Raw genomic sequence first — 25515 nt, 5'->3', positions numbered from 1 at the left:
CCCTACAAGGTGGTGCGGTGTGACTCCGGGCGCGATTTGGAGCACCCTGCGGCAGATTCTGCGCCGGGCGATCCCGGCCGCCGGGAGAGACGTGATGCCCCCCTCCAGCGACGCCGCGACCCTGACCTTCACCATCCTCGGCTGCGGCTCCTCGGGCGGCGTGCCGCGGGTGGGGCAGGGGTGGGGCGCCTGCGATCCCACCAATCCGCGCAATCGCCGCCGCCGTTGCTCCATGCTGGTGGAGCGCGTCGGGCCGGGCGGCAAAACCAGCGTTCTCGTCGATGCTTCGCCGGACCTGCGGGAGCAATTGCTCGGCGTGAACGTGACCCATCTGGACGCCGTGCTGTTCACCCACGAGCACGCGGACCACACCCACGGGATCGATGATCTGCGGCCACTGGCCATTCACAACCGCAAGCGGGTCGACATCTATGCGGACGAAGATACCGCCCGCATCCTGCATCAGCGCTTCGGCTATTGCTTCGCTACGCCCCCGGGCAGCGCCTATCCGCCGATCCTGAACGACCATCGGTATCGGGAAGGCCGCGAGATCGTCATCGATGGCGCGGGCGGCCCGATCGCGGCGCTGCCGTTCCGCCAGCGGCACGGCGACATCGACGCCTTCGGCTTCCGGTTCGGCGGCGTGGCCTATTCAAGCGACGTGAACGGGTTTCCCGAAAACAGCCTGATGCATCTGCACAATCTCGACGTCTGGATCATCGACGCCCTGCGGGAGGCGCCGCACCCCTCGCATTTCACACTTCAGGAAGCGCTGGATCATGTGGCGCTGCTCAAGCCCGATCTCGCGATCCTGACCAACCTGCACACGGACCTCGATTATTCCACCCTGGCGGCGCGCCTGCCGGAGGGGGTGATTCCTGCCTATGACGGCATGCAGTTCACGTCAGGCATCCGAAGCGGCGCGGTCGTCCACGAACGGACTGGGGCGGCAGGCTAGCCGCCCGCACGACTCGGGCGTTACTTTTGAATCCTCACGTAAGTCGCTGTCATAAATGGATAAAATTGTGAATTTCGGCGACACCGAACCGTGGTGCCCGGCGCAGCGAAGGTTGCCCCTCACTCTTTAAATTCCATAATATCTCTTCTGCGATTATTGTTTTCAGGGGAGACGCGATCGCCCCGCCTCACGCGTGCTGTACCTTCAGATCGATCAGCGGCGTGCCGTCGAGGCAGTCCAGGCCGCGCACCATCACCTTGAGCCCCTCCACACCCATGAGCGTGACCACCGAGGACGCGATGGGGTTCGGCCGCACCGGCGAGCGCAGCGCGAAGGTGCCGCGGGTGCTGCCGTCTCGCGGGGTCTGGAGAACGAGGTCGCGCCGCGCCCGGTCCATCCAGTAGAGCACCTGAAGGCGCGGGCAGTCGGCGACGCCCGTCAGCGCGTCCGCCCAGCGCGGATCGATCTCCAGCGTGCAGACCGGCCCCTCCTCCGGATCGCCGCGGCGCGGACAGGTCCCGCGCACCGTCCACGGCGTGCGGATGCGGCCGATGAAATAGAGCCCCGCGTCGAAGCGCTCCGGCAGCGCGACGCTCGTCTCGCCGGGCCGGATGTCGTCGTCGATGGGGCCGGCGGGCGCGATTTCGATCATGGGCGGGAATCCGTTGGACGCCGACAGCATAGGCGTCGCAGCCCTGGGCTCAAAGGCGGCATCGGGCGCAGTCGCGCGCGGCGTGCCCGCGCATTAGGATGGTGTCCCATCCCTCCGGAGCCCCCCATGCAGCCCTCCCGCGATATTGCGCGCCTCATCGAGATCATGGCGGCCCTGCGCACGCCGGGCACCGGTTGCCCGTGGGATCTGGAGCAGACCTTCGCGACCATCGCGCCGTACACGCTGGAAGAGGCCTATGAGGTGGCGGATGCCATCGCCCGCGCCGACTTGCCGGACCTGAAGGAAGAGCTGGGCGACCTGCTGCTGCAGGTGGTGTTCCACGCCCGCCTGGCGGAGGAGGAAGGCGCCTTCGCCTTCCCTGATGTGGTGGAGGCCATCACCACCAAGCTGGTGCGGCGGCACCCCCATGTGTTCGGCGACGCGCGCGATCTGTCGCCGGAAGCGGTGAAGGGGATGTGGGCCGAGATCAAGGCACAGGAGAAGGCCGAGCGCGCCGCCGCCCGCGCCGCTGCCGGGCTGGCGCCGGAGGAGGGCGGAAAGGGCACCCTCTCGGGCGTCGCCCTGCCCCTCCCTGCCCTCACCCGCGCCCTGAAGCTTCAGGAGAAAGCCAGCCGCGTGGGCTTCGACTGGAATGATGCGCGGCAGGTGCTGGCCAAGATCCGCGAGGAGACCGAGGAAGTCTCGCAGGCCCTCGACGCCGGCGGCACGGAGGCCATCCGCGACGAGATCGGCGACCTGCTGTTTGCCGTGGTGAACCTCGCCCGCCATGCGGACGTCGATCCCGAGACGGCGCTGCGCGGCACCAACGAGAAGTTCACCCGGCGCTTCGACCACGTGGAGACGCAGCTCGCGGCGGATGGCCGCCGGCCCAACGATGCCAGCCTCGACGAGATGGAAGCCCTCTGGCAGGACGCCAAGCGGCTGGAGAAGCAGAGCGAGCGCGCGGCCGAATAGCCGCCCGCACGCCGCCTACATGGTGTGGACCCGTCGCGCCCCGAAGCGGCGGGCGACAAGGCCGGCGCGCTCCGGCGGGATGCGCAGGGCCACCTGCAGCACACCGTCCTCGCCGGTGGTGCGCTCCAGTACCTCGCCATGGCGATACAGCCAGCCGAGCCCCTCGCCGTCCTCCGCCGCAAGGATGACCGAAAGCGTCACGCGCCCGGAGGTGATGCGACGCTCGATGACGCCCAGCAGATCGTCCGTCCCCTCCCCGGTCAGGGCCGAGACGGCAACGGGCGCCTCGGCCCCCGCACGCAAGGTCTGGTTCTGCACCTGCTCGCGGGCCTCGGGAGAAAGCCGGTCGATCTTGTTCCAAACCTCGATGACGCGGCCGCCGTCCTTCACCTCCACGCCGAGGTCTTCGAGCACGTCGGCCACATCCGCCGCCTGCGCCTCGGTATCGGGGTGGGAGATGTCGCGGACATGGAGGATGAGGTCCGCCTCCAGCACCTCTTCCAGCGTGGCCCGGAAGGCGGCGACGAGCTGGGTCGGCAGTTCGGAGATGAAGCCCACCGTGTCGGAGAGGATGATGCGGGTGCCGTGCGGCAGGTCCACCGCCCGAAGGGTCGGGTCGAGGGTGGCGAACAGCAGGTCCTTGGCCATCACCTCGGCGCGGGTCAGCCGGTTGAACAGCGTGGATTTGCCGGCATTGGTGTAGCCCACCAGCGCAACGATGGGATACGGCACGCGCTTGCGGCTCGCCCGGTGCAGGCCGCGCGTGCGCTTCACCTGCTCCAGTTCCTTCTCGATGCGGATGATACGATCGCCGATGAGACGGCGGTCGGCCTCGATCTGCGTCTCGCCGGGGCCGCCGAGGAAGCCGAAGCCGCCGCGCTGGCGTTCCAGATGGGTCCAGGAACGCACCAGCCGGGAACGCTGGTAATTGAGGTGGGCCAGTTCCACCTGCAACGCGCCTTCCTTGGTCCGGGCGCGCATGCCGAAGATTTCGAGAATCAACGCGGTGCGGTCCACCACCTTGGTGGACCAGGCCTTCTCCAGATTGCGCTGCTGCACGGGAGACAGAGCGGCGTCGAAGAAGACGAGATCCACATGCTCGGCCTCCACGATCGCCGCCAGCTCTTCCACCTTGCCGGTACCGAGATAGGTTGCGGGGCGGATCTCGGACAGCGACACGAGGCCGGAGAAGACGACGTTCAGCTCGATGGCGGCTGCAAGGCCCACAGCCTCGTCGAGCCGCGCCTCGGGGCTGCGCCGTTCCGGCGCGCCTCCCCTGCCCCGCCGGCTGACGACGGGCGTGACGACAGCACAGCGCACGGCCGGCGCGCGACGGTCGATACCGCCGCGCGTGGGCTCGTGCGTCGTGTCGTGGGTGGGGCTTTCGGAATCCATCCCGGATTCGGGCAGCAGCGCCTCATGCTCGCCGGGGACCGGAATATCCTCCCCGACGTCAATTGCACCTTCAACCTTGCGGCCTGCGAGCTTGGACGTTGCCGTCTTCGAGGTATCTGCCTTGGACTTTGAACGTCCGCCCGCCTTCTTCCCGCTTTGATGCTGCACGCTTAAGCCTTTTCTCCCCCATCGTCCGTGGGATCGAACAACTGAACCGGGTGACCCGGCATGATGGTGGAAATGGCGTGCTTGTAAACCAGCTGGGAATGCCCGTCCCGGCGCAGGAGCACGCAGAAATTATCGAACCAGGTAACGACGCCCTGCAATTTCACCCCGTTCACCAGGAAAATCGTGAGGGGAGTCTTGTTCTTGCGGACGTGATTGAGAAAAGTGTCTTGGAGATTTTGTGTCCGTTCCGCCGCCATTTTCGTATCCATTGTTTCGGCGTTGAGGCCCACGGGCAAGCGCACGTCTGGAGTGTACACCCCCGTGAGAGTTGGGCTGCTAGAATGGCACAGCCCGATGGCGGCGCAATATTATTTTGCTCCGCAACATGATCCGGTCTGGGACAAACTCAGGCGACTTCCGAAAAATCGTGGAATTTCAATCGCAAAGCCTTGGCGACAGGGCCGGGGACACCTGATCCCACCGGGGTGCCATCGATCATCACGACCGGCATGATGACCGTGGTCGCGGCCGAGATGAACGCCTCGTCCGCTGCGTGGGCCTCCGCAACCGTGAATGGCCGTTCCTCAACGGTATAGCCGAGGTCCGCCGCCACCTCGAATGCCACAGTGCGGGTGATTCCTCTGAGGATACCGCTGTCTGCGGGGCGCGTGACGATGGTGCGGCCGGCGGTCACGATCCAGGCGTTGGTGGAGGCGCCTTCGGTCACATAGCCGTCGGCATCGACGAACCACGCCTCGCGCGCACCGGCCTCCTTCGCCAACTGCTTGGCCAGCACGTTGGGCAGCAGGGAGACGCTCTTGATGTCGACGCGCGGCCAGCGATTCTCCGGCACGGTGATGACGGCGACGCCCTTGCGCGCCAGCGCCTCCTGCGCCTCCCTGTCCGTGCGGCGCGCGGTCACGACAATGGAGGGGGCGGTGTCGGGTGCGGGGAAGGCGTGGTCGCGACGCGCGACGCCCCGGGACACCTGCAGGTAGACCATGCCGTTGCGCACGTGGTTGCGGCGCACCACTTCCCTGAGCACTGCGGACAGCGCCGCCCGTGACATGGGCGCTGCAATGAACAGCTCGTGCAGGGAGCGATCGAGCCGGTCGAGATGGCGGCGTTCGTCCACCAGCCGGCCGCCGAGCACCTCGCAGACTTCATAGACGCCGTCGGCGAACTGATAGCCGCGATCCTCCACATGCACGCTGGCGTCGCGATGGGGGAGATAGCGTCCGTTGACGTAGGCGATGCGCGACATGACTGCGTCGGCCCTCAGGTGCGCCAGATGGCGAGATGGATGAAGACGAAAAGCCCGATGATCTCCAGCCGCCCCGCGACCATGCCGATGCCGGCGACCAGCACCGAGCCCCACGGCAGGGAGGAGATGGCCGGCCAGCCGCCGCCCGCGGCGTCGTAGACCGGGCCGGTATTGGTGACGACCGCCGCCGCAGCCGCCAGTGCCGCATCAAGCGAGGGCAGGCCGGGGCTGAGCGCGATCACGCACAGGCCGTACAGGAAAGCGAGGCTCGCCGCCCCCGCCCAGACGCCCCGCATGGCGGAACCGACGCCGCCCTCCAGCGCCGAGGGCAGGACGATGTGGGGATAGACGAGGCGCAGAAGATCGCCCCGCGTGCGCAGCAGGATGGCGCGCAGCCGCAGCATCTTCAGCCCGCCCGCCACCGAGAGCGCGCCGCCGCCCAGCAGCACCACGAGGATGACGAGGCCGAGCGGCAGGTTGGCATAGGTGCCTTCATGCGGGCCGATGCCGCTGGTCGAGATCAACGAGGCGGCGGTGAACAGGCCGTCACGCACTGCGTCGAGCGACGACATCTCGTCGGTGCGGAACAGCAGGGCGCCGAGGATGATGCCGAGCACCGCCCACCAGCCGATGATGACGAGGCTTTCCACCTGCTCCGGTGCGGCATTGATGCGGCGGGTAATCAGCGCCCGGTGCCAGCGCACGCTGGTGGCGCTGAAGATGAGAAAGGGCAGCAGCAGCCACTTGGGTGTCTCGTCCAGCGCGAGCGCCAGTTGTGCCTCCGGCGGCAGATGGGCGCCGGCGGAGACGACGGCGGTGGCCAGCGTGAAGGCCACATAGAGGGTCTCGCCGGACGCGAGCAGCACGATCATCGCCAGCGCGGTCGCCGCCAGATAGGCGGGGCTGATCTCGCGCAGGACCTTCACCAGATCCACCACGTCGAGCGCGGTGCCACCGCGCGGCGTGCGGTCCGGCAATCCGCCGAGGCCCGCCGGCGCCAGCACGGCGACCGCCGTGACCACGGTCAAGAGTCCGCCGGCCCATTGCAGCAGGCCGAGGAAGACATAGAGGCTCGCCGGTCCCTGGTGGAGCGCGGTGAGACCGGTCGCGGTGAAGGCGGAAAGCGCCTCGAACCAGGCCTGAAGCGGCGACAGGCCGGAGACGATGGCGACCGCCGGCGTCGCCATCAGCGGCAGCACCAGCCACATGCAGGCCACCAGCGCCACGGCACCCGTCCGCGTCAGCCGGGTCTCGAGCCCATGGGTGGTGAAGCGCAGCAGGCCGGCGAGGAACAGGCAGAAGCCGGACGTGGCGAGCCAGACCGCCACTGGGCCCGTGCCGGAGCGCGCGGCGACCGCCATCGGCAGGAGCGCGAGCGCCCCGATGGCGGCGATGCCGGCGGCAAGCGGGCGGGCGGCGTTGGCCATAGGATTTCGCGTCCCGGGATCGGGTCAGAAGAATTCGAGGGCCACGCGGAACAGCTGCTCCACGCGCTTGATGCGATCGGCGAGGGCGAACAGCACCACCCGGTCGTGGGCGCGCACGACGAAATCGCCGCGCGGCAGCAGCACCTGCCCGTTGCGCACCACGGCGCCGATGCGCAGCCCGTCCAGCAGGCTGAGATCGCGCAGCGGCTTGCCCACCAGCGGCGAGGTTTCCAGCGCTTCCGCCTCGATCATCTCGCCCGAGCCGTCGAGCAGCGCATGGACGCCGCGGATGCGGCCGCGCCGCACATGCTGGAGCACCTTGGAAACCGTGATCTGGCGCGGGTTCACATGGGCGTCAATGCCGAGGCCGCGGGCGAAGGTGGCGTAGCCCTGCTCGTTCAGCAGCGCGAGAATGCGCTTCGCCCCCACCTGCTTGGAAAGAAGGCAGGAGAGGATGTTGATCCGGTCGTCGTTGGTGAGGGCGATCATGGTGTCCGCCTCCCCCACCCCCGCCTCGTCGAGAATGGCGCGTTCCAGTGCGTCGCCGTTGAGCACGACGGTGCGGCGCAGTTCCTCGGCGATGGTCTGCGAGCGCTCGCGGGAGGCCTCGATCAGCTTCACGCGGGCGGCGGCGTTGCGCTTCTCCAGCTCGGTCGCGACGTAGTAGCCGATGTTGCCACCGCCTGCGATGACGATGCGCTGGGCCGGCACCTCGTCATGCCCGAACAGGGAGAGCGTGCGCTGCACGTGGTCGGCCTGCGCGACGAAATAGACGAGATCGCCGGTGAGAATCTGGTCGTTGGAGCGGGGCACGAAAGTGCGCCCGGCCCGGCTCACCGCGACGATGGTCGCCTGGATGTCCGGGAAAAGCTCGGTCAGCTGCTTCAGCGGTGTGTCCACCACCGGGCAGTCCTCGGTGCAGGAGACGCCGACGATCACCACCGCGCCGTCCGCGAAACTCACCGTGTCGGAGGCGCCGGGCAAAGAGAGGCGGCGCAGCACCATCTCGCCCACCTCCACCTCGGGGGAGATGATGACGTCGATGGGCAGCTGGTCGCGGGAGAACAGGTCGCGCCATTCGGGGGCGAGATAGGTCTGGGCGCGGATGCGGGCAAGCTTGGTCGGCACGTTGAACAGGGCGTGGCCCACCTGGCAGGCCACCATGTTCACCTCGTCGTGGAGGGTCACGGCGATGAGCATGTCCGCCTGCTCGATGCCCGCGCGGGCGAGCACGTCCGGATGGGACCCCTGCCCCACCACGCCGCGCACGTCGAGCTGTTCCGTCACCATCTGGATGCGGCGCGGGGACGTGTCGATGATGGACACGTCGTTCTGCTCACCGGCGAGGCGCTCGGCGATGCCGAACCCCACCTGGCCCGCGCCGCAGATCACGACCTTCATGAACCCTCCCCCCGGCGTTCGGCCCCCGCAGGTCAGCGGACAGAACGCACCGATGCAGCCCCCTTTTCGGGCACCCCGTCAACCCGCCCCGGTCACGTCCGGGGACCTTCACCCTACGCCGAGAGCCTTAAGCTTTCGATGAAGGGCCGAGCGCTCCATGCCGACGAATTCGGCGGTGCGCGAGATGTTGCCGCCGAAGCGGTTGATCTGGGCAGCGAGATATTCGCGCTCGAACACCTCGCGCGCCTCACGCAGCGGCAGGCCCATCAGATGCTCGCCGCCATTGCCGTTGGGCAGGGTCGGCACCAGCGCGCCCACGTCCGGCGGCAGCATGGCGGCGGTGATGGTCGCCTCCGGGTCGCCGCCGGCGAGAATGAGCAGGCGCTCCACATTGTTGCGCAGCTGGCGCACGTTGCCCGGCCAGTCGTGGGATTGCAGCACCGCCATGGCGTCCTCGCCGATGGGCCGGCGCGGCAGGCCGGTGGTCTGGGAGATGCTGTCGAGGAAGAAGTCCACGAGATCGGGAATGTCCTCGCGCCGCTCGGCGAGCGGCGGCACGCGGATCGGCACCACCGAGAGGCGGTGGTAGAGATCCTCGCGGAAGCGGCCCTTGGCAATCTCCTCCTCCAGGTTGCGCCCGGTCGAGGAGATGATGCGCACGTCCACCGTCACCTTGTCGTTGGAGCCGACGCGGGTGAAGGTCTGCTCCACGAGCACCCGCAGCACGCGGTTCTGCGTCTCCCGCGGCATGTCGGCGATCTCGTCGAGGAAGAGCGTGCCGCCGTGCGCCTCTTCCAGCGCCCCGCGCTTCTGCTCCCTGCCCTCCCCGTCCGCGACGCCGAACAGCTCGAACTCCAGCCGCTCCGGCGTCATGGCCGCGGAATTCAGCACCACGAACGGCCCCTGCGCGCGCCCGGAGACGCTGTGCACGAGCCGCGCGGTGAGTTCCTTGCCCGAACCGGAGGGGCCGACGATGAGGATACGGCTGTTGGTGGGGCCGACCCGTTCGATGGTGCCCTTGAGCTGCTGGATCGCGCTGGAGCGGCCGACGAGGATGCGCCCGTGCGGCGTGAGCTGCTTCAGCTCCTTCAGCTCGCGCTTGAGACGCAGCGTTTCCAGCGCCCGCTCGGTGACCATCACCAGCCGGTCGGCATTGAACGGCTTCTCGATGAAGTCGTAGGCCCCGCGCTTGATGGCGGCGACCGCGGTCTCGATGTTGCCGTGACCGGAGATCATCACCACCGGCAGGTCCGGGTGCTGCGACTTGATCTCGTTGAGCAGTTCCAGGCCATCGAGGCGGCTGCCCTGCAGCCAGATGTCGAGGAACACGAGATTCGGCCGCCGCGATGCGATGGCACCGAGCGCGCCGTCCGCATCCCGGGCGGTGCGGGCGGAATAGCCCTCGTCCTCCAGAATGCCGGCAACCAGCTCGCCGATGTCGGCCTCGTCGTCGACGATGAGGATGTCCATGGCCATGGATCAGGCCCTCCCTGCTTGAGGGACCGGTTGCGCCCCGCCCGCGCCGGCCGGTGGTAGACCATCCGCCCGCATCCGGAGCCTGATCCAGGCGCCGCGACCCTCGGGCGAATCGTTGAGTTCAATGCCGCCGCCGTGCTCTTCCATGATCTTGCCGACGATGGCGAGGCCGAGCCCCGTCCCCTTCTCGCGCGTGGTCACATAAGGCTCCAGCAGGCGGCTGCGTTTTTCGCGCGGTAGGCCCGCGCCGTTGTCGATGACGTCGATCAGGAGATCCTCCCCCGCCGCGGAGACGCGGACGCGGATGCGGCCCTTGCCGCGATCGGCGTCCGGGACAGCCTCGATGGCTTCCGCGGCGTTCTTGAGAATGTTGGTGAGTGCCTGGCTGATGAGCCGGCGATCGAAACGGGCCGGCTGTGCGGCCGGCAGCTCGGCCTCGAAGGTGACGTCGGGGTGTCCGACGCGCATGAGGAACACCGCCTGCCGGACCGTCTCGGCGAGATCCTGCGCATCCACCACGGGCTTGGGCATGCGGGCGAAGGAGGAGAACTCATCCACCATGCGGCCGATGTCGCCCACCTGCCGGATGATGGTGTCGGTGCACTGGTCGAACACATCGCGATCCTGGGTGATGTGGCGGCCGTACTTGCGCTTCAGCCGCTCGGCGGACAGCTGGATGGGCGTGAGCGGGTTCTTGATCTCGTGGGCGATGCGCCGCGCCACGTCCGCCCATGCCGAGGTGCGCTGGGCGGTGATGAGGGCGGTGATGTCGTCGAGCGTCACCACCCAGCCGTGCGCCTCGGCTCCCGACTGCTCGGTGGTGACGCGCATGGCGAAGATGCGCTCGCGACCGTCGCGCTGGACCGTGATGTTGCCCTGCACCGCCCGCTGCCCGGCGCCCCGCGCCTCCTCCAGCAGTGAGGCCGTCTCCGGCACCACCTCGGCGAGCGGGCGGCCGAGGCCCTCGGCCTCGGTGACACCGAGAAGGCGTTCGGCGGAGAGGTTGAGGATGGTGACGCGCGCCTCAGCATCAAGGCCGATCACGCCCGCGCCGACGCCTGACAGCACGGCCTCGGTGAAGCGGCGGCGGCTGTCCATCTGGTCGCGGGCGCTGACCAGGGCGTTGCGCTGGGTCTTCAGCTCGCCGGTCATCTTGTTGAAGGTCTCGCCGAGGGTGGCGAGGTCGCCTTCCGCACGGTTCACCGGCACCTGGATGTCGAGATTGCCCTTGGCCACGCGATCCGCCGCCCACATCAGCCGGCGGATGGGCGCGACCAGCCATTTGGAGAAGGTCACGCCCAGCCACACCGCCGACAGGAGCACGATCAGCGTGACGATCGAATACATGGCGGCAAAGGCGAGCTGGACGCTGAACCGCCTCTGCTCCAGCGCACGGTAGTCCGCGAGCGTGTCGCTCGTCACCTTCAGGTAGCCCAGCACGCGCGGATCGATGGGGCGGGCCACGTAGAGGAAGAGATCGTCGAAGCCGGTGAGCGGCACCACGGCGCCCACATAGTCGGCATCCACATAGATGATGGGCTGCTCGGCCGTGGCCTCGTTGATGGCGATGTTGGCGGGGACGAGGTATTCCCGGCCGGTGCGCAGGTTCGCCCGCTCCACCACGGAGAGGTCGCGGTGGATGATCTGGGCGCCCGGCACATTGCGCAGGGCCGCCTGGGCGGTCAGCACCTGGCGGAATTTTTCGATGTCCGTGTCGTAGAGGGTCTTCTGCTGCGACAGGTCGTTGGCCATGGCCAGCGCGTCGCCGCGGATGGAGAGCGCGTGCTCGCGCACATAGGTCTGCGCCACCGAGGAGGCCGAGCCGACAATCTCCTGCGTGCGCTCGGAGAAATAGCGGTCGAGGGTCCGATCCAGGGTGAAGCTCGCCACCAGCGCCACCACGACCGCCGGCACCACGGCGACAATGGCGAACAGGCCGATGATGCGCACATGGAGCCGCGAGGCGGCTCGGCCGCGCGCCCGCGCCTGCCAGATGCGCCAGACTTCCCGGCCGATGATGGCGAGCAGCGCGACTGCGGCGATTGCAGATGCCGCCAAGGCCTCGAGCGTCACCGTCGGCGTCGGCACGATGGAGGTGAGGCCCATGATGATGGCGAAGGTCGCCACCGCCAGAGCCAGCGACAGCACCACCACGACGGGCGCGAACAGGCGTGCGAACAGACTGCGCCGCGGCCTCACGTCTCTTGCGGCGTACCTGACCGGCTCATCGCTCATGTGTGCCTGACCGTCCCAACGCTACCGGCCGCGCGACGACTCGCGCAGTCCAGAGTGATGCAGTGGAACGACACTGGTGCAAAAATGTGACAGACGCATCCCCCTTCCACCGTATTTGCGATGAGGGAGCAAAACGCAGGTAGCCGGGTCAACGAACGACCCGGCCTTTTCTGTCCATCCGAAAGATGAGGCCCCGCAAGAGTCCGTCCCCTGCGGGAGGGCGGCGCCCGGCCGCGATCGAATCAGCGCGCGGCGGGCAACGTGACCGGAATGAAGCCAAAATCCGACAGGGTCTTCTGGCCGGAGGGGGAGAGGATGTACATCGCGAAGTCGGCGGCCGGCAGGGATGCCGTGTTGGCGAGCGTCAGCCCATATTCCGGCCCGACCGCGAGGTCGCGCGGCAACGCCACCACCTTGTACTTGCCGGGCTCCGCCTTGCTCATCTCCTGTGTGCCCGAGCAGTAGTAGATCGCCACGTCCGCGCTCTTGTCGCCGAGGGCCACGGCCAGCCGGTGGCGGCCGTTGAGCGGTCCGGTCGTGGCCGCGCCGCCGAAGACCTGCTGCGCCTTTCCGCTCAACGTGGCGAACGCGCCCGGGTGCTGCTTGTCGATCAGCGCGAACAGCTCCCACGTATAGTCACCGCCCGGATCGGCCTTGGGCGTCGAGGTGGCGAGGCGGATGTCCGGCTTCAGCAGGGTCTCCACCAGCGTGTCGGAGGCCAGCGCCGGGCCATCGGCCAGAGCGATGGCGCACAAAGCGTTGCGGGCGAACAGGACGCTGTCGCTGGCAAGGCCCTTGTCCGTCAGCGCCTGCGCGTGGGGCAGAGCGGCGGACGCGAAGATGTCGAAGGCGCCGCCGTTTTCCAGCTCGGTCCTGAGCACGCCGGACGGGCCCCATTTGGTGGAGACGTGATCCCTCGGGTGGGTCCGCCCATAGTCCGAGATCATCGCGTTGAAGGCGCCGGTGAGGCTGCCCGCCGCGACGAGGCGGATATCCTCGGCGCGGGACGTTGCGGCGGAAAGGCAAAGAAAAACAACGGCGCAAATGCGGGCGCGCATGGCAAGGCTCCGAAATGAACACGCGAATAAGCTATATTCATTCGGATATATCGTGGCCGTCAATAAACCCCGCGGATGGGACACCCGCGGGGCATGTGCGTCGTCTCAAGACGTGGGGGTCACCGCGACGTGCGGATCACCTGGATATCGAGATCGCGAATCTTCTTGCGCAACGTGTTGCGGTTGAGCCCAAGCAGTTCCGCCGCCTTGATCTGGTTGCCGCGGGTGGCAGCGAGCGCAGCGGAGAGCAGCGGATATTCCACGTCCTTCAAGATGCGGTGATAGAGGCCAGGCGGGGGCAGGTTCTCGCCGAAGCCGGAGAAATAGGTGTTGAGGTGGCGCTCGACCGAAGCGGCGAGCGTCGCATCCACCGGGCCTTCTTCCGACAGCATGTTCGGCATGGGCTCGGAGAGCTCCGCCTCGATGATGGCGGGGGTGATGACCTCCTGCGGATAGAGCGCGGCGAGGCGGCGGACGAGGTTTTCCAGCTCGCGTACGTTGCCGGGCCAGCGATAGCGCTTCAGCCGGTCGAGGGCGGCGGTGTCGATCTGCTTGGCCGGCAGGCCTTCCCGCTCCGCCTGCAGGAAGAAGTGGCGGACAAGGTCCGGCACGTCCTCCGAGCGCTCGCGCAGCGGCGGCAGGCGCAGGGGCACCACGTTCAGGCGGAAGAACAGGTCTTCGCGGAACAGGCCCTGCTGGATCAGCGTGCGCAGATCCTTGTTGGTGGCGGCGATGATGCGCACGTCGGTCTTGATGGGCGTGCGCCCGCCGACCGTCGTGTATTCGCCCTGCTGGAGCACGCGCAGCAGGCGGGTCTGCGCCTCCATCGGCATGTCGCCGATCTCGTCGAGGAACAGCGTGCCGCCCTCCGCCTGCTCGAAGCGGCCGGGATTACGGGTGGTGGCGCCGGTGAACGAACCCTTCTCGTGGCCGAACAGCTCGGACTCGATAAGGTCACGCGGGATCGCCGCCATGTTGATGGCGACGAACGGCCCGGTGCGGCGCTTGCCGTAGTCGTGCAGCGCGCGGGCCACCAGTTCCTTGCCGGTGCCGCTCTCGCCCGCGATCATCACGGTGAGGTCGGTCTGCATCAGGCGGGCGAGGAGGCGGTAGATCTCCTGCATGGCGGGCGAGCGGCCCACCAGCGGGATGTTGTCCTGCTCCTCGGGGGCGTGGTGGTGACCGTCCCCCTTCTTGGGCTCCGACAAGGCGCGCCCGACGATGGAGATCAGCTCCTTCAGGTCGAAGGGCTTGGGCAGATATTCATAGGCCCCACGCTCGGAGGCGCGGATGGCGGTCATGAAGGTGTTCTGCGCGCTCATGACGATGACCGGCAGGTCCGGCCGCGCCTTCTTGATGCGCGGCAGGAGGTCGAAGGCGTTCTCGTCGGGCATCACCACGTCGGTGATGACGAGATCGCCATCGCCCTGGCTCACCCAGCGCCACAGCGTGGCGGCGTTGCCGCAGGAACGCACCTCATATCCCGCGCGCGAGAGCGCCTGGTTGAGCACGGTGCGGATCGCGGCATCGTCGTCGGCGACCAGGATGCTTCCGGATGGCATCGACACCTCAATTGTCCTCTCGAACAGGGCTCTTGCCGCGATACATGGGCAGGAGCACGCGGAACGTGGTGCGGCGGGGCTGGCTGTCGCATTCGACGATGCCGCCGTGGTCGCCGATGATCTTCGCCACCAAAGCAAGACCGAGGCCAGAGCCGGTGGGCTTGGTGGTCACGAACGGGTCGAACAGGTGGGGCACGAGGTCGTCCGGCACGCCCTTGCCGTTGTCCCGCACGCAGAACTCAAGCGGCAGGCTGACGCGCGTGGAGGCGCCCGGCACCATCAGCCGCACGCCGGGGCGGAAAGCGGTGGAGAGCAGAATCTCGCCATCCTGGTCGCTGTCGATGGCTTCCGCCGCATTCTTCACCAGGTTCAGGAACACCTGGATAAGCTGGTCGCGATTGGCGAGCACCGGCGGCAAGGAGGGGTCGTACTCCTCCACGAAGCGGATATGGCGGGCAAAGCCCGAGGCCGCGAGCGTGCGCACATGCTCCAGAACCGCATGGATATTCACCGGCTCGCGCTCCACCGGGCGCTCGTCGGAGAACACCTCCATCCGGTCCACCAGCTTCACGATGCGGTCGGCCTCGTCGCAAATCAGGCGGGTCAGCGCCCGGTCCTCGTCGTCGGCGGACTGTTCCAGAAGCTGTGCCGCGCCGCGGATGCCGGAGAGCGGGTTCTTGATCTCGTGGGCCAGCATGGAGGCGAGCGCGCTCACGGAGCGGGCGGCGCCGCGGTGGGTGAGCTGGCGGTCCATCTTGTCGGCGATGGTGCGCTCCTGGAGCATTACCACCACATGCTCCGGCTGCTCGTTCACCGGCGCCACGTGGATGTCCACGATGCGCTCGCCGCCGTTGCGGGGCGTGCCGAGGTCCACGCGATATTCGTTCACCGGCGCGCCGCGCTGGCGCACCTGATCGATGAGGCCGAGGAGCGGCGTGCCGAACGGCACGAACTCGGTCAGGGGACGCCGGCGCAGCAGCGGGGCGCTGACCTCGAAGAAGGCTTCAGCCGCCACATTGGCCTCCACCACATGGCCGTTGCCGGCGATGGTGAACAGCGGATGCGGCACGGCATCGAGAATGGCGCGCGTCATGCCGGGCTCGGCGTTGCCGGCCTTGGCGACAGGGTGAACGGGCGGGCTGACGGCTTCCTGCGCCGCCTCCATCTTCGCCGCCTCGTTGGCGACCTCCTTGCCCGCAGCCTTGGTCGCGGCCTTCGAACTGCCCTTGGCCTTTTTTTCCATCTTCCGTGTGTCTTGCTTTCTGGCTTCGGCCGTCATGCCGCGGCCCTCCACATGAGTTCGTCGTAGGCCGCCGTGATCCCGGCCTTCACGCGGCCGGGCTCGTCGAGCACCAGCAGCGCCTTGCGCCAGCGCTCCACGAAGGCGGCGCGTGCATTCCCCTGCCCTGTTGCCGCGGCATCGAGCGCCCAGCCGATATGCTTACGCGCCTGCCGGACGCCGAGGGTGGTGCCATAGAGCGAGAGCCAACCCTCGTAGAGTTCCAGCAGGATGTCCCGCTGCAGATCGAGCGGCGGATCCTCCTCGACCATGCGGCCGGCGAGCACCTGCGCCACCCGGCCCGGAAACCAGGGCCGGCCCTGCGCGCCCCGGCCGATCATGAGCCCATCGGCACCGGATGCCGCGAGAATGGCGGGGCCATCCGCGAGACTCACCACGTCGCCGTTGGCGATCACCGGGATCGATACGGCATCCTTCACCGCACGGATGGCGCTCCAGTCCGCCCGGCCGGTGTAGAACTGGCAGCGGGTGCGGCCGTGGATCGTCACCATGGAAAGCCCGCATGCCTCGGCCATTTCGGCGAGGGCGACGGCGGTGGGCGAGCCCTCGTCCCAGCCGAGGCGGGTCTTCACCGTGACCGGAACGCTGACCGCCCCGCGCACCTCCTCGAAGATGGCGCGCGCCAGAGGCAGATCGCGCAGCAGGGCCGCGCCGGCGGCGCCGGTGGTCACGCGCTTGGCGGGGCAGCCCATGTTGATGTCGATGAGGCCGGCACCGGCGGCCTCGGCCACGCGCGCGGCCTCGCCCATGAGTCGCGGATCGTTGCCGGCGATCTGGACGGCATGAAACGACACGCCCTCCCCTTCTGCGCGCAGCAGCATCTCGGGATGGCCCTCGAGAAGCGCCTCGCTGGCCAGCATTTCTGATATGACGAGCCCCGCGCCATGGCGGACAGCCATCCGCCGCACCGGCGCATCGGTGATTCCCGCCATGGGGGCGAGGATGACCGGATTGGGCAGGGTCACGGCGCCGAGGCGCAACGCCGGAATGGACAATGGGACAGTCTCTTGCACAGAATTTAGGCCAGCTGTGTTCTGCCTACATCTTAGACAAATGTGCGCGGCACGCAAGGGCAGTGTGCGCACCGCTGCACCGCAGCATGTCCGGTCCCTACTCGCGCTGCCAGCCTGACCTGCCGCCTTCGCCCAAAAAGGAGGGTCGGCCGTGACCGGAACGTCGGCCACGAACTGCGTGGCGATCGTGGTGGCTGCCGGGCGCGGAAGCCGCGCGGGCGGGCCTTTGCCGAAGCAGTACCAGCAAATGGGCGGCGAGCCGGTGCTGCGCCGCACGCTGCGCCTTTTTTGCGAGCATCCGGCCGTCACGGCCGTGCTTGCGGTCATCCATAGCGATGATTCAGGCCTCTTTGCGGACGCCGCGGAAGGCCTGCCCAAGATTCTGGCACCGGTTTCCGGTGGCGCGACGCGTCAGGACTCGGTGCGCGCGGGGCTCGAGGCGCTGGCCGGCGTCGAGGCGCCGGCGGTCGTGTTGGTGCATGACGCCGCCCGCCCCTATGCGACGCCCGATCTCATCAGCCGGGCCATCGCAGCGGCAGGGGACGGCGATGCCGCGATCCCGGTGCTTGCGGTGACCGATACGGTGAAGCGCGTCGATGCGACCGGCGTCGTGGCGGAGACGCTGGATCGCGCGGTGCTGCGGGCGGTGCAGACGCCCCAGGCCTTTCGCTATGCCCCGCTTGTCGCCGCCCATCGGGCGGCGGCGGACAGTGGCGTCACGACGCTGACCGACGACGCCTCGGTGATGGAATGGGCCGGGTACAGGGTCGCGACCTTTGCCGGAGAGACAGGGAACATCAAATTGACCACAGCCGAAGACATGTCCCGCGCCGCCGCGACCTTCGCCGAACTCCCGGACGTGCGCACCGGCACCGGCTTCGACGTCCATGCCTTCGGTCCCGGCGACCACGTGATGCTCGGCGGTGTCGCGGTGCCCCACGGTTTCGGGCTGGTTGGCCATTCGGATGCCGACGTGGGCCTCCACGCCCTCACCGACGCCCTGCTGGGCGCGCTCTGCGACGGCGACATCGGTGCGCATTTCCCGCCCTCGGACCCGCAGTGGAAGGGCGCGTCCTCCGACCGCTTCCTCACCCATGCGGTGGAAAAGGTGAAGGCGCGCGGCGGGCGTATCGCCCATCTCGATCTCACCCTCATCTGCGAGGCGCCGAAGGTCGGGCCCCATCGTGATGCCATCCGTGCCGAGATCGCGCGCATCACCGGCGTTCCGGTCGCCCGCATCTCGGTGAAGGCCACCACCACGGAGAAGCTCGGCTTCACCGGCCGGCGCGAGGGCATCGCCGCCATGGCCAGCGCCACCATCCGCCTGCCGGCGGGAGAGGAGATCTGACGATGGACGAGGAAACCTACGCCCGCGCCGTCGCCGTCCTGGACGCCTTCCGCGCCCGCGGCTGGACGCTGGCAACGGCAGAATCCTGCACCGGCGGGCTCGTGGCCGGGGCCCTCACCGAGGTGCCGGGATCGTCGGATGTGGTGGACCGCGGCTTCGTCACCTATTCCAACGCCGCCAAGATGGCGATGATCGGCGTGCCCGAAGCGACCCTTGCCGCCCACGGCGCCGTGAGCGAGGAGACCGCCCGCGCCATGGCCGAGGGTGCACTGAAGGCGGCCGGCGTGGATGCCGCGGTGGCCATCACCGGCGTGGCCGGGCCGGGCGGAGGCTCGGCGGCCAAGCCCGTGGGCCTCGTCCACTTCGCCTGTGCCCGTCGCGACGGCAAGGTCGTCCACCGAGAGAAGCGATTCGGCGAGATCGGCCGCGCCGAGGTCCGCCGGCTGTCGGTTCTCGAAGCCCTCGACCTGCTGCGCAGCGCAGCGTCCTGAAAACGAAAAAGCCGCCCGAAGGCGGCTTTTCTGTCCTGAAAGGCGATCGCCCGTCAGTTCTTGGTCACGACGCAATCGCCCCCCTGCGCGCGCAGGGACTGACAGAGTTCGTTGGCCTGGTCGCGGCCGGCGAAGGGACCGACCTGGGCGCGGTAATAGATGCCCTTGTCGCCGAGGTCCGCCTTCTTGACCGTCGCCTTGTAGCTGCCGAGCAGGTTTGGATACTTGGCCTGCAGCGCCTTCCACGAGCCGAGCGCATCGCTCTCGGACCGCTGGGAAGCCACCTGCACCACGTAGGTGCCGGCCGCCGTGGGCGCGGGAGACGTGCTTGCCGTCGCATCCGCAGGGGCGGAGGCAGGCACGGTGGTGACGGGATTGGGCTGCGGCAGCCCCACCGGGATCGGGTTCTGGCTCGGCGCATAGGCCGAGACGGCGCTGGAGGGCACGCCGGGTGTCACGCTGCCGTCGGCGCGCACGGTCATGGTGCGCACGCGCTTGGGCTCGGTGAGGTTCTGTGTCGCCTGCATGGGCTGCTGGGGCGCAGCCGGGGCGCTGTCCGCCGGGGCGCGGGCGGCAGACGTCACGTCCACCGGCTGCTCCTCGCGGGGCACCATCTTCTCGTTTCCGGCGGTCACGGGGCCGCCCACGCGGTCATAGATCGATTTCTGGGCGTCTGCCGTGGCCGGCGTCGTGGTCTTGGCCGGGGCGGAATCGGCCTTGATGACCGGCGGCGCGCTGGACGATGACATCAGGCCGGAGCGGCCCACCGCCATGTTGTAGGCGAACACGCCGGCAACACCCGCGACCAGGAGACCCACCAGCGAGACGCCGAGCAGAAGCGCCGTGCGACCACGGCGGCGGCGCGGCTCGGGCTCGTACATCTCATCGCCGTGGGGCGGCATGTAGCCGTCATCGGCATATTCGGGATCGTAGCGGTCGTCGTAGTCGTCGTAATCGTAGTCTTCGTCACGGCGCGCAGCGGAATAGGCGTAGCCTGCCTCGTCCGTCTCGTCGTCGTAGCGCGCCGACTGGTGGGCCGGCTGGCCGGAGGCGGGACGACGGTCGTCCGGGTACCGCGCGTCCTGATACCGGGCATCTTGAGAGCGGGCGTCCTGGCGATATCCCTGGGCATCCGCCCGGCCGTAAGCCTGCTGCTCCTGCGGGGCCTGACCCTGCCCGTAGCCAGCCGCCCGCGCGCGCGGATCGGCGTTGCTGGGATGGGGCTGGCGAGGATCGGGCTGGCGCGGATCGTCTACGCCGTCGTCATAGTCGTCGTCGTAATCGTCATAATCCTGAGGCGGCGGCTGCTGCGGCGGCACGGCGCGGGCAGCGGCGGCATCGCGGGCGAGCGAGCCGTAACCCAGGCGAACGTCAGCCGCGCGCGGGTCCGCCGGGCGGGGCGCCGGGGCGTAGGACGGCGCAGGCTGGGCATAGCCGGACTGGCCATAGCCCTGCGGGGCGCGGGACTGGGGCTCCGGCGCATAAGAGGGCGCGGCGCGTGCCGGAACGGCGGGCTGGCGGGCGGGTGCGGTGTTCCACGCCTCGGCGTCGTCGTCCTCATCATAATCGTGTTCGACAGCGGCCGGGCGAGGCGGCGGCTGAAGCGCGGCGCGCGTCGGCTGGGGCGGCACCAGACGCTGCGCCGGTGCGGGAGCTGCCGGTGGCGCATAGCGCTGCGCGGGGGCTGGGCGAGGAGCCGCCTGCTGGGGCGCGCTCTGCTGGGGCGCGCCCGAACGGGACTGCTGTTCGGGCTGGAGCCCGTCGAAATCGTCGAAGGGATCGTGATCCATGAGCCGAGCAAGCTCGGCGAGGGGATCACGTCCACCCGCGCGATCGCCACTGGCGGCCTGCGCCGGCCGGGAGCCGGGGCCGCTTCCCGTGGCAGCATCGTCACGCCGGTAGCGGTACCTGCTTTCGTCGCCCATGTCGCCTCGATGTGTTGCGCCGCCCACCCGGCCGGATCCTCGCGAAATGGATCTTCGCGAACCGGCCACAAAGCCCCGCCCGCACTCGGCCAGCATACGCCGGACCGCAACCGGACGAGCGATTATTTCATCTCGTCAACGGCCTCCACCCCGAGCACCTTGAGACCGGAAGCGAGTACCGTGGCAACGCCATGCACCAATGCGAGGCGAGCCGAGGTCAAATCTCGATCATTCTCGATAATGAAGCGTAAATGTGGCAAGTCTTTTCCCCGGTTCCACTGGGCGTGGAACTCGCTCGCCAGATCATGCAGGAAGAACGAAATGCGGTGCGGCTCGCGCGCCGTTGCCGCCTGCTCGACGAGGCGCGGCCAGGAGGCGATGCGCCGCAGCAGCGTCAGCTCGCCTTCGTCGTCGAGTCGCGACAACGCGGCCCCGGCGAAGGCGGCAGGTTCGGCGGGCAGATCGGAGAACTGCTCGCTTGCATTGCGCAGGATCGATTTGGCCCGGGCGTGGGCATACTGCACGTAGAAGACGGGATTTTCGCGTGATTGCTCGATCACCTTGCCGAGGTCGAAGTCGAGCGGCGCATCATTCTTTCGGAACAGCATCATGAAGCGCACCGCATCGCGGCCCACCTCGTCTACCACCTCGCGCAGGGTGACGAACGAGCCTGCGCGCTTCGACATGCGCACCGGCTCGCCATTGCGGAACAGGCGCACCAGCTGGATCAGCTCCACATCGAGGCTGCCCTTGCCGCCCGACACGGCCTTCACCGCCGCCTGCATGCGCTTCACGTAGCCACCATGGTCGGCGCCCCAGACGTCGATCATCTTGAGGAAGCCGCGCTCTACCTTGTCCTTGTGGTAGGCGATGTCGCCGGCGAAATAGGTGTAGCTGCCGTCCGACTTCTTCAGCGGCCGGTCCACGTCGTCGCCGAAGTCGGTGGAGCGGAACAGGGTCTGCTCGCGATCCTCCCAATCTTCGATGGGCGCGCCCTTGGGCGGCGGCAGGCGCCCCTCATAGACCTCGCCGGAGGCCCGCAGAGCCTCGATGGTGGCGCCCACCTTGTCCACCGCGCCGAAGGCCAGCGAACGCTCGGAGAAGAACACGTCGAACTCGATGCCGAGGGCCGTGAGGTCGTCGCGGATCATCTCCATCATGCAGCCGATGGCGAAGGAACGGAACACCGGCAGCCACTCGCTCTCCGGCGCGGCCATGTATTCCCCGCCGTGCATCTCGGCGAGCTGCTGGCCGACGGCGACGAGATAGTCACCGGGATAGAGTCCGTCCGGAATGTCCGCCTTCTCGCCCGTCACCGCCTCGCGATAGCGCAGGAAGACGGAGCGGCCGAGCACGTCCACCTGGGCGCCGGCGTCGTTGATGTAATATTCCTTGGTCACGGCGAAGCCGGCGAAGGCCAGCAGGCGCGCCATGGCGTCGCCGAACACCGCGCCCCGACAATGGCCCACATGCATGGGGCCGGTGGGGTTGGCGGAGACGTACTCCACATTCACCTTCTCGCCCGCGCCGAGCCTTGAGCGGCCGAAATCGAGGCCCTTTGTGAGCGCGGCGGCGAGCACCTTGGGCCAGAAGGCGGCATCGAGGGCGATGTTGATGAAGCCGGGACCGGCCACGTCCACCCGCGCCACGCCTGGCACCGCCTTGAGCTTGCCCGCGATCTTCTCGGCCAGGTCGCGCGGCTTCAGGCCGGCGTCCTTGGACAATACCATGGCCGCATTGGTGGCGAGGTCGCCATGGGTCGCATCGCGGGGCGGCTCCACCACCACGCGGGCGAGGTCGAGACCGGATTTGACGAGGCCCTCGGCGGAAAGGGCGGCGACGGCTTCGCGGACGTGATCGGCGAAGATCGCGTAGACGTTCATGGAATGGGGTCCAATCGGGTTCGGTTGCCGGCGCGCCTAACGCAAGTCCGGTGTCGAGTCAAAGAAGCGGGCGTGCTGGTCGAGGGCGTAGCGGTCGGTCATGCCCGCAATGTAGTCGCAGACGCGGCGGGCGAGGCGCTCGCCTTCCAGCGTCTCGATACCGTCCTGCCAGGAGGGCGGCAGGTCCTTCGGGCGGTTGATGAAATAGGCGAACAGATCGCGGATGACCCCCTGCGCCTCGGCCATGATGCGGTTGACCCGCTCGTGCCGGTACATGCGCGGAAAGAGAAAGCCCTTCAGCGCCTTCTCCTTCTGCCGCATGGCATCCGAGAAGGCGACGATGGGCGCGCCGAGCGCCCGGACATCCTCCGCCGAGGCCACGCCGGCGGCCAGTGCGCGGCGGGTGCTTTCCGCCACCACGTCCTCGATGAGCAGGGTGATGACCAGCCTCAGCACCTCGTTCACCGTGCGCGGCACGTCCAGGCCGGGATAGCGCCCGCGCACGCTGGCCAGCGCCTCGCCCACCAGCGGCAGGCCGGCGATGTCGTCCAGCGTGAACATGCGGGCGCGCAGACCGTCATCGAGGTCGTGCACGTCGTAGGCGATGTCGTCGGAGATGGCGGCGACCTGCGCCTCCGCAGAGGCGTGGCTCCACAATTCGAGATCCTGCTGGGCCGAATGCACGCGGATGGCGTGGGGCAGCCCGTCGCGATAGCGGCCGATGCCGTTGCCCTCGCGGTCGGTCAGCGGACCATTGTGCTTGGCGATGCCCTCCAGCGTCTCCCACGTCAGGTTGAGGCCGTCGAAGGCGGCATAGCGGCCCTCGATGCGGGTGACGACGCGCAGGGACTGAGCGTTGTGGTCGAAGCCCCCCTGCCCCGCCATGCAGGCGTCCAGCGCCCGCTCGCCGGCATGGGCGAAGGGCGGGTGGCCGAGATCGTGCGCCAGCGCCAGCGCCTCGGCGAGGTCCTCATCCAGCCCCAGCGCACGGGCGATGGAGCGGGCCACCTGTACCACCTCCAGCGTGTGGGTGAGGCGCGTGCGGTAATGGTCGCCCTCGTTGAAGACAAAGACCTGCGTCTTCTGCTTCAGGCGGCGGAAGGCCGTGGAATGGATGATGCGGTCGCAATCGCGCCGGAACGGGCTGCGCGGCGGCATCTCGGGTTCCGGGACCAACCGGCCGCGGGACCGTTCGGCTTCGCAGGCCCAGGCCACGCGGGGCGTTGCGCCGCTCACCGCCATGACCGCCCCTCCCCCGTTCCGGCCGGCGCGGCACAAGAACCTGCGGCGACGCACAAAACCCTTTTGCACCGCCCGCCCTTTAAATCGGGGGCGGATGGACTTACCTTAGAAGCCATTGCCAGCTTCAATTCGTAAAGTCGATACCATGGAAACCTCCCTCGCCCCGACGACCGCTCCCGCCGATGCTCCGGTGACGGAAGTGGATTTTACGGTGACCGACGCGGCCGCGCGCCGCATCTGCCAGATTCTTTCTCCCGAGCCTGCCGGCACGTTCCTGCGCATCAGCGTGGAAGGCGGCGGCTGTTCCGGCTTTTCCTACAAGTATGATGTGACGCAGGAACAGTCGGACGACGACCTCGTCATCGAGAAGGAAGGCGCCAAGATCGTGGTCGATCGCATGTCGCTCGACTATTTCAAGGGCTCCCAGCTCGACTACAAGGCCGACCTGATGGGCTCCGCCTTCAAGATCTCGAACCCCATGGCCACCGCCAAGTGCGGCTGCGGGTCCAGCTTCGCGGTCTGATCCGCTCGCGTTCCAGCTTCGCGGCTGGAACGCCGCACGCCCGCTAAGGCGCCACGTTGCGCGGCACGGCGCTGCGCCACAGGCGCGGCAAGCCCTTTGGCCAGTCGTCGCCATAGCAGGGGAAGAAGCGCTCCGTGCGGGCATAGATGATGAGGTCCGGCGCGTAGCGCTTCACGTCGTCGAAGCTGAAGTCGCAATTGCCCGTCACCCGGGCGGAGGCGTGCATCCAGGCCACCTCCTTCACCGGTGCATTGGCGAACAGGCGCGGCCACGCCAGGGCGGTGAAGGAATCGCCCATGATCAGGACCTTGAGCCCCTCCGGCGCGTAGTCCCGCACCACCGACTTGAAGGCGATGTGCTCGTTGAGGCTGCGCAGCACGGGGTCGAAGCGCGGCTTTGACGCCTTGGCGGGCAGGTTGAGGCGAAAATCCTCCTCCTTCACCTCCGGCGGCATGCGCATGGCGCGCAGCAGGTCGCCCCGCGCGGCCGGCTCCAGCTGGCCCACCACCTGCGCCGGGTCCACCTGCCAGTCGGGATGACCAGCGGCGACCATCACCGCATTGAAGGCGAGAATGCTCGAGCGGGCATTCCAATGGGTGTCGGTGAGGAGATAGCGCGGCGCCGGGCTCGCCTTCAGCACCGGGCGCAGGTCCACGGTGGTGACGCCCCGCGCTTTCAGCCCCGCCAGCGCGAGGTCGTATTCCGTCGTGGGGTAGGTGAGCGCATCGTTCCACAGCGGCAGCGCCTCAGTTTCCACCGACTGGGCGTTGGGCGGGAGGGCGACGACGATCTTCGTGCCGAGGGGCGCAAGGATGCGCTGCATCTCGCCGAGCATGTCGACGAAGCGCTCCACGTTGGCCGTCCGCACCAGCGCACCGGCGGATTGCGCGGGCGTCTGCTCCCTGCCCCAGAACAGCTGGCCGTCACGGCCGGCGTAGAAGGGCTTGCTGTCGGGGGAGTCCAGCTCCGCCCGAAGCTCCCGGCGCAGAACCGGCAGGGTGGCGCGGAAGCCGAAATTGTCCTGGATGAAGATGCCGATGTTGCGGAACCACAGGTCCAGCTTGCGGCTGAACTCCCATTCGGGCGCCACCTTCACGCGCCACTGCATGCTCGCCAGCGGGTCGGGAATGAGGTTCGACAGCAGCAGGAAGCCGAACAGGCCGGCGACGAGGACGCCCAGATAGCGGCGATGCCGGGAGAGCAGTGTCATCGGGCGCTC

The 25515-nt window shown here is 68.3% G+C and carries 21 protein-coding genes; 5 read left to right on the top strand and 16 right to left on the bottom strand.

Features of this window, described 5'->3' with window-relative positions; genetic code table 11:
- Window positions 1-94: 94 nt before the first annotated feature.
- Window positions 95-958, top strand: a complete 864-nt coding sequence (locus V5F74_RS14910) for an MBL fold metallo-hydrolase (RefSeq protein ID WP_394008837.1) — start codon at window positions 95-97, stop codon at window positions 956-958.
- 187 nt (window positions 959-1145) lie between these two features.
- On the opposite strand, the gene V5F74_RS14905 is transcribed toward V5F74_RS14910, so the two are convergent.
- Window positions 1146-1610: an SAM-dependent methyltransferase gene (locus V5F74_RS14905; protein WP_394008835.1), complete on the bottom strand. Its 465-nt coding sequence runs from the start codon at window positions 1608-1610 to the stop codon at window positions 1146-1148.
- Between the two features lie 126 nt (window positions 1611-1736).
- On the opposite strand from V5F74_RS14905, the gene mazG reads away from it, so the two are divergent.
- Window positions 1737-2585, top strand: coding sequence for a nucleoside triphosphate pyrophosphohydrolase (mazG, locus tag V5F74_RS14900; protein ID WP_029558536.1), 849 nt, complete (start codon window positions 1737-1739; stop codon window positions 2583-2585).
- 15 nt (window positions 2586-2600) lie between these two features.
- Here the strand turns inward: mazG and hflX are convergent, their stop codons facing one another.
- The 11 genes from hflX to dusB form a co-directional block, all read right to left on the bottom strand.
- Entirely contained in the window at window positions 2601-3980 is a 1380-nt protein-coding gene (gene hflX / locus V5F74_RS14895; RefSeq protein WP_029877129.1) for a GTPase HflX, read from the bottom strand.
- A gap of 170 nt (window positions 3981-4150) precedes the next feature.
- On the bottom strand, window positions 4151-4405 hold the full coding sequence (gene hfq, locus V5F74_RS14890) for an RNA chaperone Hfq (protein ID WP_024279016.1): 255 nt from the start codon (window positions 4403-4405) through the stop codon (window positions 4151-4153).
- Window positions 4406-4554: 149 nt separating this feature from the next.
- The gene (locus V5F74_RS14885) at window positions 4555-5412 is read right to left on the bottom strand and encodes a D-amino-acid transaminase (RefSeq protein WP_394008832.1); all 858 of its coding nucleotides are present in this window, start codon (window positions 5410-5412) and stop codon (window positions 4555-4557) included.
- Between the two features lie 14 nt (window positions 5413-5426).
- Window positions 5427-6839 carry a hypothetical protein gene (locus tag V5F74_RS14880; RefSeq protein ID WP_374251910.1) on the bottom strand — a complete coding sequence of 471 codons (1413 nt, stop codon included), beginning with the start codon at window positions 6837-6839 and terminating at the stop codon, window positions 5427-5429.
- Between the two features lie 24 nt (window positions 6840-6863).
- On the bottom strand, window positions 6864-8240 hold the full coding sequence (gene trkA / locus V5F74_RS14875; protein ID WP_250167541.1) for a Trk system potassium transporter TrkA: 1377 nt from the start codon (window positions 8238-8240) through the stop codon (window positions 6864-6866).
- A 108-nt stretch (window positions 8241-8348) separates the two neighbouring features.
- Window positions 8349-9716 (bottom strand): nitrogen assimilation response regulator NtrX, encoded by a 1368-nt coding sequence (ntrX, locus tag V5F74_RS14870; protein ID WP_024279012.1) that lies wholly within the window; start codon window positions 9714-9716, stop codon window positions 8349-8351.
- 3 nt (window positions 9717-9719) lie between these two features.
- Complete coding sequence (locus V5F74_RS14865; RefSeq protein ID WP_394008829.1) at window positions 9720-11951, bottom strand: sensor histidine kinase NtrY-like; 2232 nt, start codon at window positions 11949-11951, stop codon at window positions 9720-9722.
- A gap of 242 nt (window positions 11952-12193) precedes the next feature.
- On the bottom strand, window positions 12194-13009 hold the full coding sequence (locus tag V5F74_RS14860) for a substrate-binding domain-containing protein (protein WP_394008828.1): 816 nt from the start codon (window positions 13007-13009) through the stop codon (window positions 12194-12196).
- A 119-nt stretch (window positions 13010-13128) separates the two neighbouring features.
- The gene (gene ntrC, locus V5F74_RS14855; protein ID WP_024279009.1) at window positions 13129-14571 is read right to left on the bottom strand and encodes a nitrogen regulation protein NR(I); all 1443 of its coding nucleotides are present in this window, start codon (window positions 14569-14571) and stop codon (window positions 13129-13131) included.
- Window positions 14572-14578: 7 nt separating this feature from the next.
- Window positions 14579-15664, bottom strand: a complete 1086-nt coding sequence (locus V5F74_RS14850; protein ID WP_394008934.1) for a two-component system sensor histidine kinase NtrB — start codon at window positions 15662-15664, stop codon at window positions 14579-14581.
- 182 nt (window positions 15665-15846) lie between these two features.
- Window positions 15847-16866, bottom strand: coding sequence for a tRNA dihydrouridine synthase DusB (gene dusB / locus V5F74_RS14845; RefSeq protein WP_394008826.1), 1020 nt, complete (start codon window positions 16864-16866; stop codon window positions 15847-15849).
- Between the two features lie 169 nt (window positions 16867-17035).
- Between dusB and V5F74_RS14840 the strand changes: the two genes are divergently transcribed.
- Window positions 17036-18232, top strand: a complete 1197-nt coding sequence (locus V5F74_RS14840; protein ID WP_029558546.1) for a bifunctional 2-C-methyl-D-erythritol 4-phosphate cytidylyltransferase/2-C-methyl-D-erythritol 2,4-cyclodiphosphate synthase — start codon at window positions 17036-17038, stop codon at window positions 18230-18232.
- Between the two features lie 2 nt (window positions 18233-18234).
- Complete coding sequence (locus V5F74_RS14835; RefSeq protein WP_394008823.1) at window positions 18235-18723, top strand: CinA family protein; 489 nt, start codon at window positions 18235-18237, stop codon at window positions 18721-18723.
- A 53-nt stretch (window positions 18724-18776) separates the two neighbouring features.
- Here the strand turns inward: V5F74_RS14835 and V5F74_RS14830 are convergent, their stop codons facing one another.
- From V5F74_RS14830 to V5F74_RS14820, 3 genes are all read right to left on the bottom strand, one after another.
- Window positions 18777-20648, bottom strand: a complete 1872-nt coding sequence (locus V5F74_RS14830; protein ID WP_394008821.1) for an SPOR domain-containing protein — start codon at window positions 20646-20648, stop codon at window positions 18777-18779.
- Between the two features lie 122 nt (window positions 20649-20770).
- A complete protein-coding gene (gene argS / locus V5F74_RS14825; protein ID WP_394008819.1) occupies window positions 20771-22531 on the bottom strand; it encodes an arginine--tRNA ligase in 1761 nt (586 codons plus the stop codon).
- 36 nt (window positions 22532-22567) lie between these two features.
- Entirely contained in the window at window positions 22568-23773 is a 1206-nt protein-coding gene (locus V5F74_RS14820; protein ID WP_029558550.1) for a deoxyguanosinetriphosphate triphosphohydrolase, read from the bottom strand.
- Between the two features lie 145 nt (window positions 23774-23918).
- Here V5F74_RS14820 and erpA point away from each other — a divergent pair, with 145 nt between their 5' ends.
- Window positions 23919-24296 carry an iron-sulfur cluster insertion protein ErpA gene (gene erpA, locus V5F74_RS14815; RefSeq protein ID WP_081837719.1) on the top strand — a complete coding sequence of 126 codons (378 nt, stop codon included), beginning with the start codon at window positions 23919-23921 and terminating at the stop codon, window positions 24294-24296.
- A 43-nt stretch (window positions 24297-24339) separates the two neighbouring features.
- On the opposite strand, the gene V5F74_RS14810 is transcribed toward erpA, so the two are convergent.
- The gene (locus tag V5F74_RS14810) at window positions 24340-25506 is read right to left on the bottom strand and encodes an alginate O-acetyltransferase AlgX-related protein (RefSeq protein WP_394008817.1); all 1167 of its coding nucleotides are present in this window, start codon (window positions 25504-25506) and stop codon (window positions 24340-24342) included.
- Window positions 25507-25515: the final 9 nt, after the last annotated feature.

This window comes from Xanthobacter aminoxidans (assembly GCF_043193615.1).
In the GTDB taxonomy this organism is placed as follows: Bacteria; Pseudomonadota; Alphaproteobacteria; order Rhizobiales; family Xanthobacteraceae; genus Xanthobacter; species Xanthobacter aminoxidans.
This window is presented reverse-complemented; position numbering and strand designations above follow the sequence as displayed.

What these genes read in the sequence shown, in the direction of transcription:
- V5F74_RS14910 (WP_394008837.1), top strand. Translation starts at nt 95, where the DNA reads ATGCCCCCCTCCAGCGACGCCGCGACCCTGACCTTCACCATCCTCGGC.
- V5F74_RS14905 (WP_394008835.1), bottom strand. Translation starts at nt 1,610, where the DNA reads ATGATCGAAATCGCGCCCGCCGGCCCCATCGACGACGACATCCGGCCC.
- mazG (WP_029558536.1), top strand. Translation starts at nt 1,737, where the DNA reads ATGCAGCCCTCCCGCGATATTGCGCGCCTCATCGAGATCATGGCGGCC.
- hflX (WP_029877129.1), bottom strand. Translation starts at nt 3,980, where the DNA reads ATGGATTCCGAAAGCCCCACCCACGACACGACGCACGAGCCCACGCGC.
- hfq (WP_024279016.1), bottom strand. Translation starts at nt 4,405, where the DNA reads ATGGCGGCGGAACGGACACAAAATCTCCAAGACACTTTTCTCAATCAC.
- V5F74_RS14885 (WP_394008832.1), bottom strand. Translation starts at nt 5,412, where the DNA reads ATGTCGCGCATCGCCTACGTCAACGGACGCTATCTCCCCCATCGCGAC.
- V5F74_RS14880 (WP_374251910.1), bottom strand. Translation starts at nt 6,839, where the DNA reads ATGGCCAACGCCGCCCGCCCGCTTGCCGCCGGCATCGCCGCCATCGGG.
- trkA (WP_250167541.1), bottom strand. Translation starts at nt 8,240, where the DNA reads ATGAAGGTCGTGATCTGCGGCGCGGGCCAGGTGGGGTTCGGCATCGCC.
- ntrX (WP_024279012.1), bottom strand. Translation starts at nt 9,716, where the DNA reads ATGGCCATGGACATCCTCATCGTCGACGACGAGGCCGACATCGGCGAG.
- V5F74_RS14865 (WP_394008829.1), bottom strand. Translation starts at nt 11,951, where the DNA reads ATGAGCGATGAGCCGGTCAGGTACGCCGCAAGAGACGTGAGGCCGCGG.
- V5F74_RS14860 (WP_394008828.1), bottom strand. Translation starts at nt 13,009, where the DNA reads ATGCGCGCCCGCATTTGCGCCGTTGTTTTTCTTTGCCTTTCCGCCGCA.
- ntrC (WP_024279009.1), bottom strand. Translation starts at nt 14,571, where the DNA reads ATGCCATCCGGAAGCATCCTGGTCGCCGACGACGATGCCGCGATCCGC.
- V5F74_RS14850 (WP_394008934.1), bottom strand. Translation starts at nt 15,664, where the DNA reads ATGACGCGCGCCATTCTCGATGCCGTGCCGCATCCGCTGTTCACCATC.
- V5F74_RS14835 (WP_394008823.1), top strand. Translation starts at nt 18,235, where the DNA reads ATGGACGAGGAAACCTACGCCCGCGCCGTCGCCGTCCTGGACGCCTTC.
- V5F74_RS14830 (WP_394008821.1), bottom strand. Translation starts at nt 20,648, where the DNA reads ATGGGCGACGAAAGCAGGTACCGCTACCGGCGTGACGATGCTGCCACG.
- argS (WP_394008819.1), bottom strand. Translation starts at nt 22,531, where the DNA reads ATGAACGTCTACGCGATCTTCGCCGATCACGTCCGCGAAGCCGTCGCC.
- V5F74_RS14820 (WP_029558550.1), bottom strand. Translation starts at nt 23,773, where the DNA reads ATGGCGGTGAGCGGCGCAACGCCCCGCGTGGCCTGGGCCTGCGAAGCC.
- erpA (WP_081837719.1), top strand. Translation starts at nt 23,919, where the DNA reads ATGGAAACCTCCCTCGCCCCGACGACCGCTCCCGCCGATGCTCCGGTG.
- V5F74_RS14810 (WP_394008817.1), bottom strand. Translation starts at nt 25,506, where the DNA reads ATGACACTGCTCTCCCGGCATCGCCGCTATCTGGGCGTCCTCGTCGCC.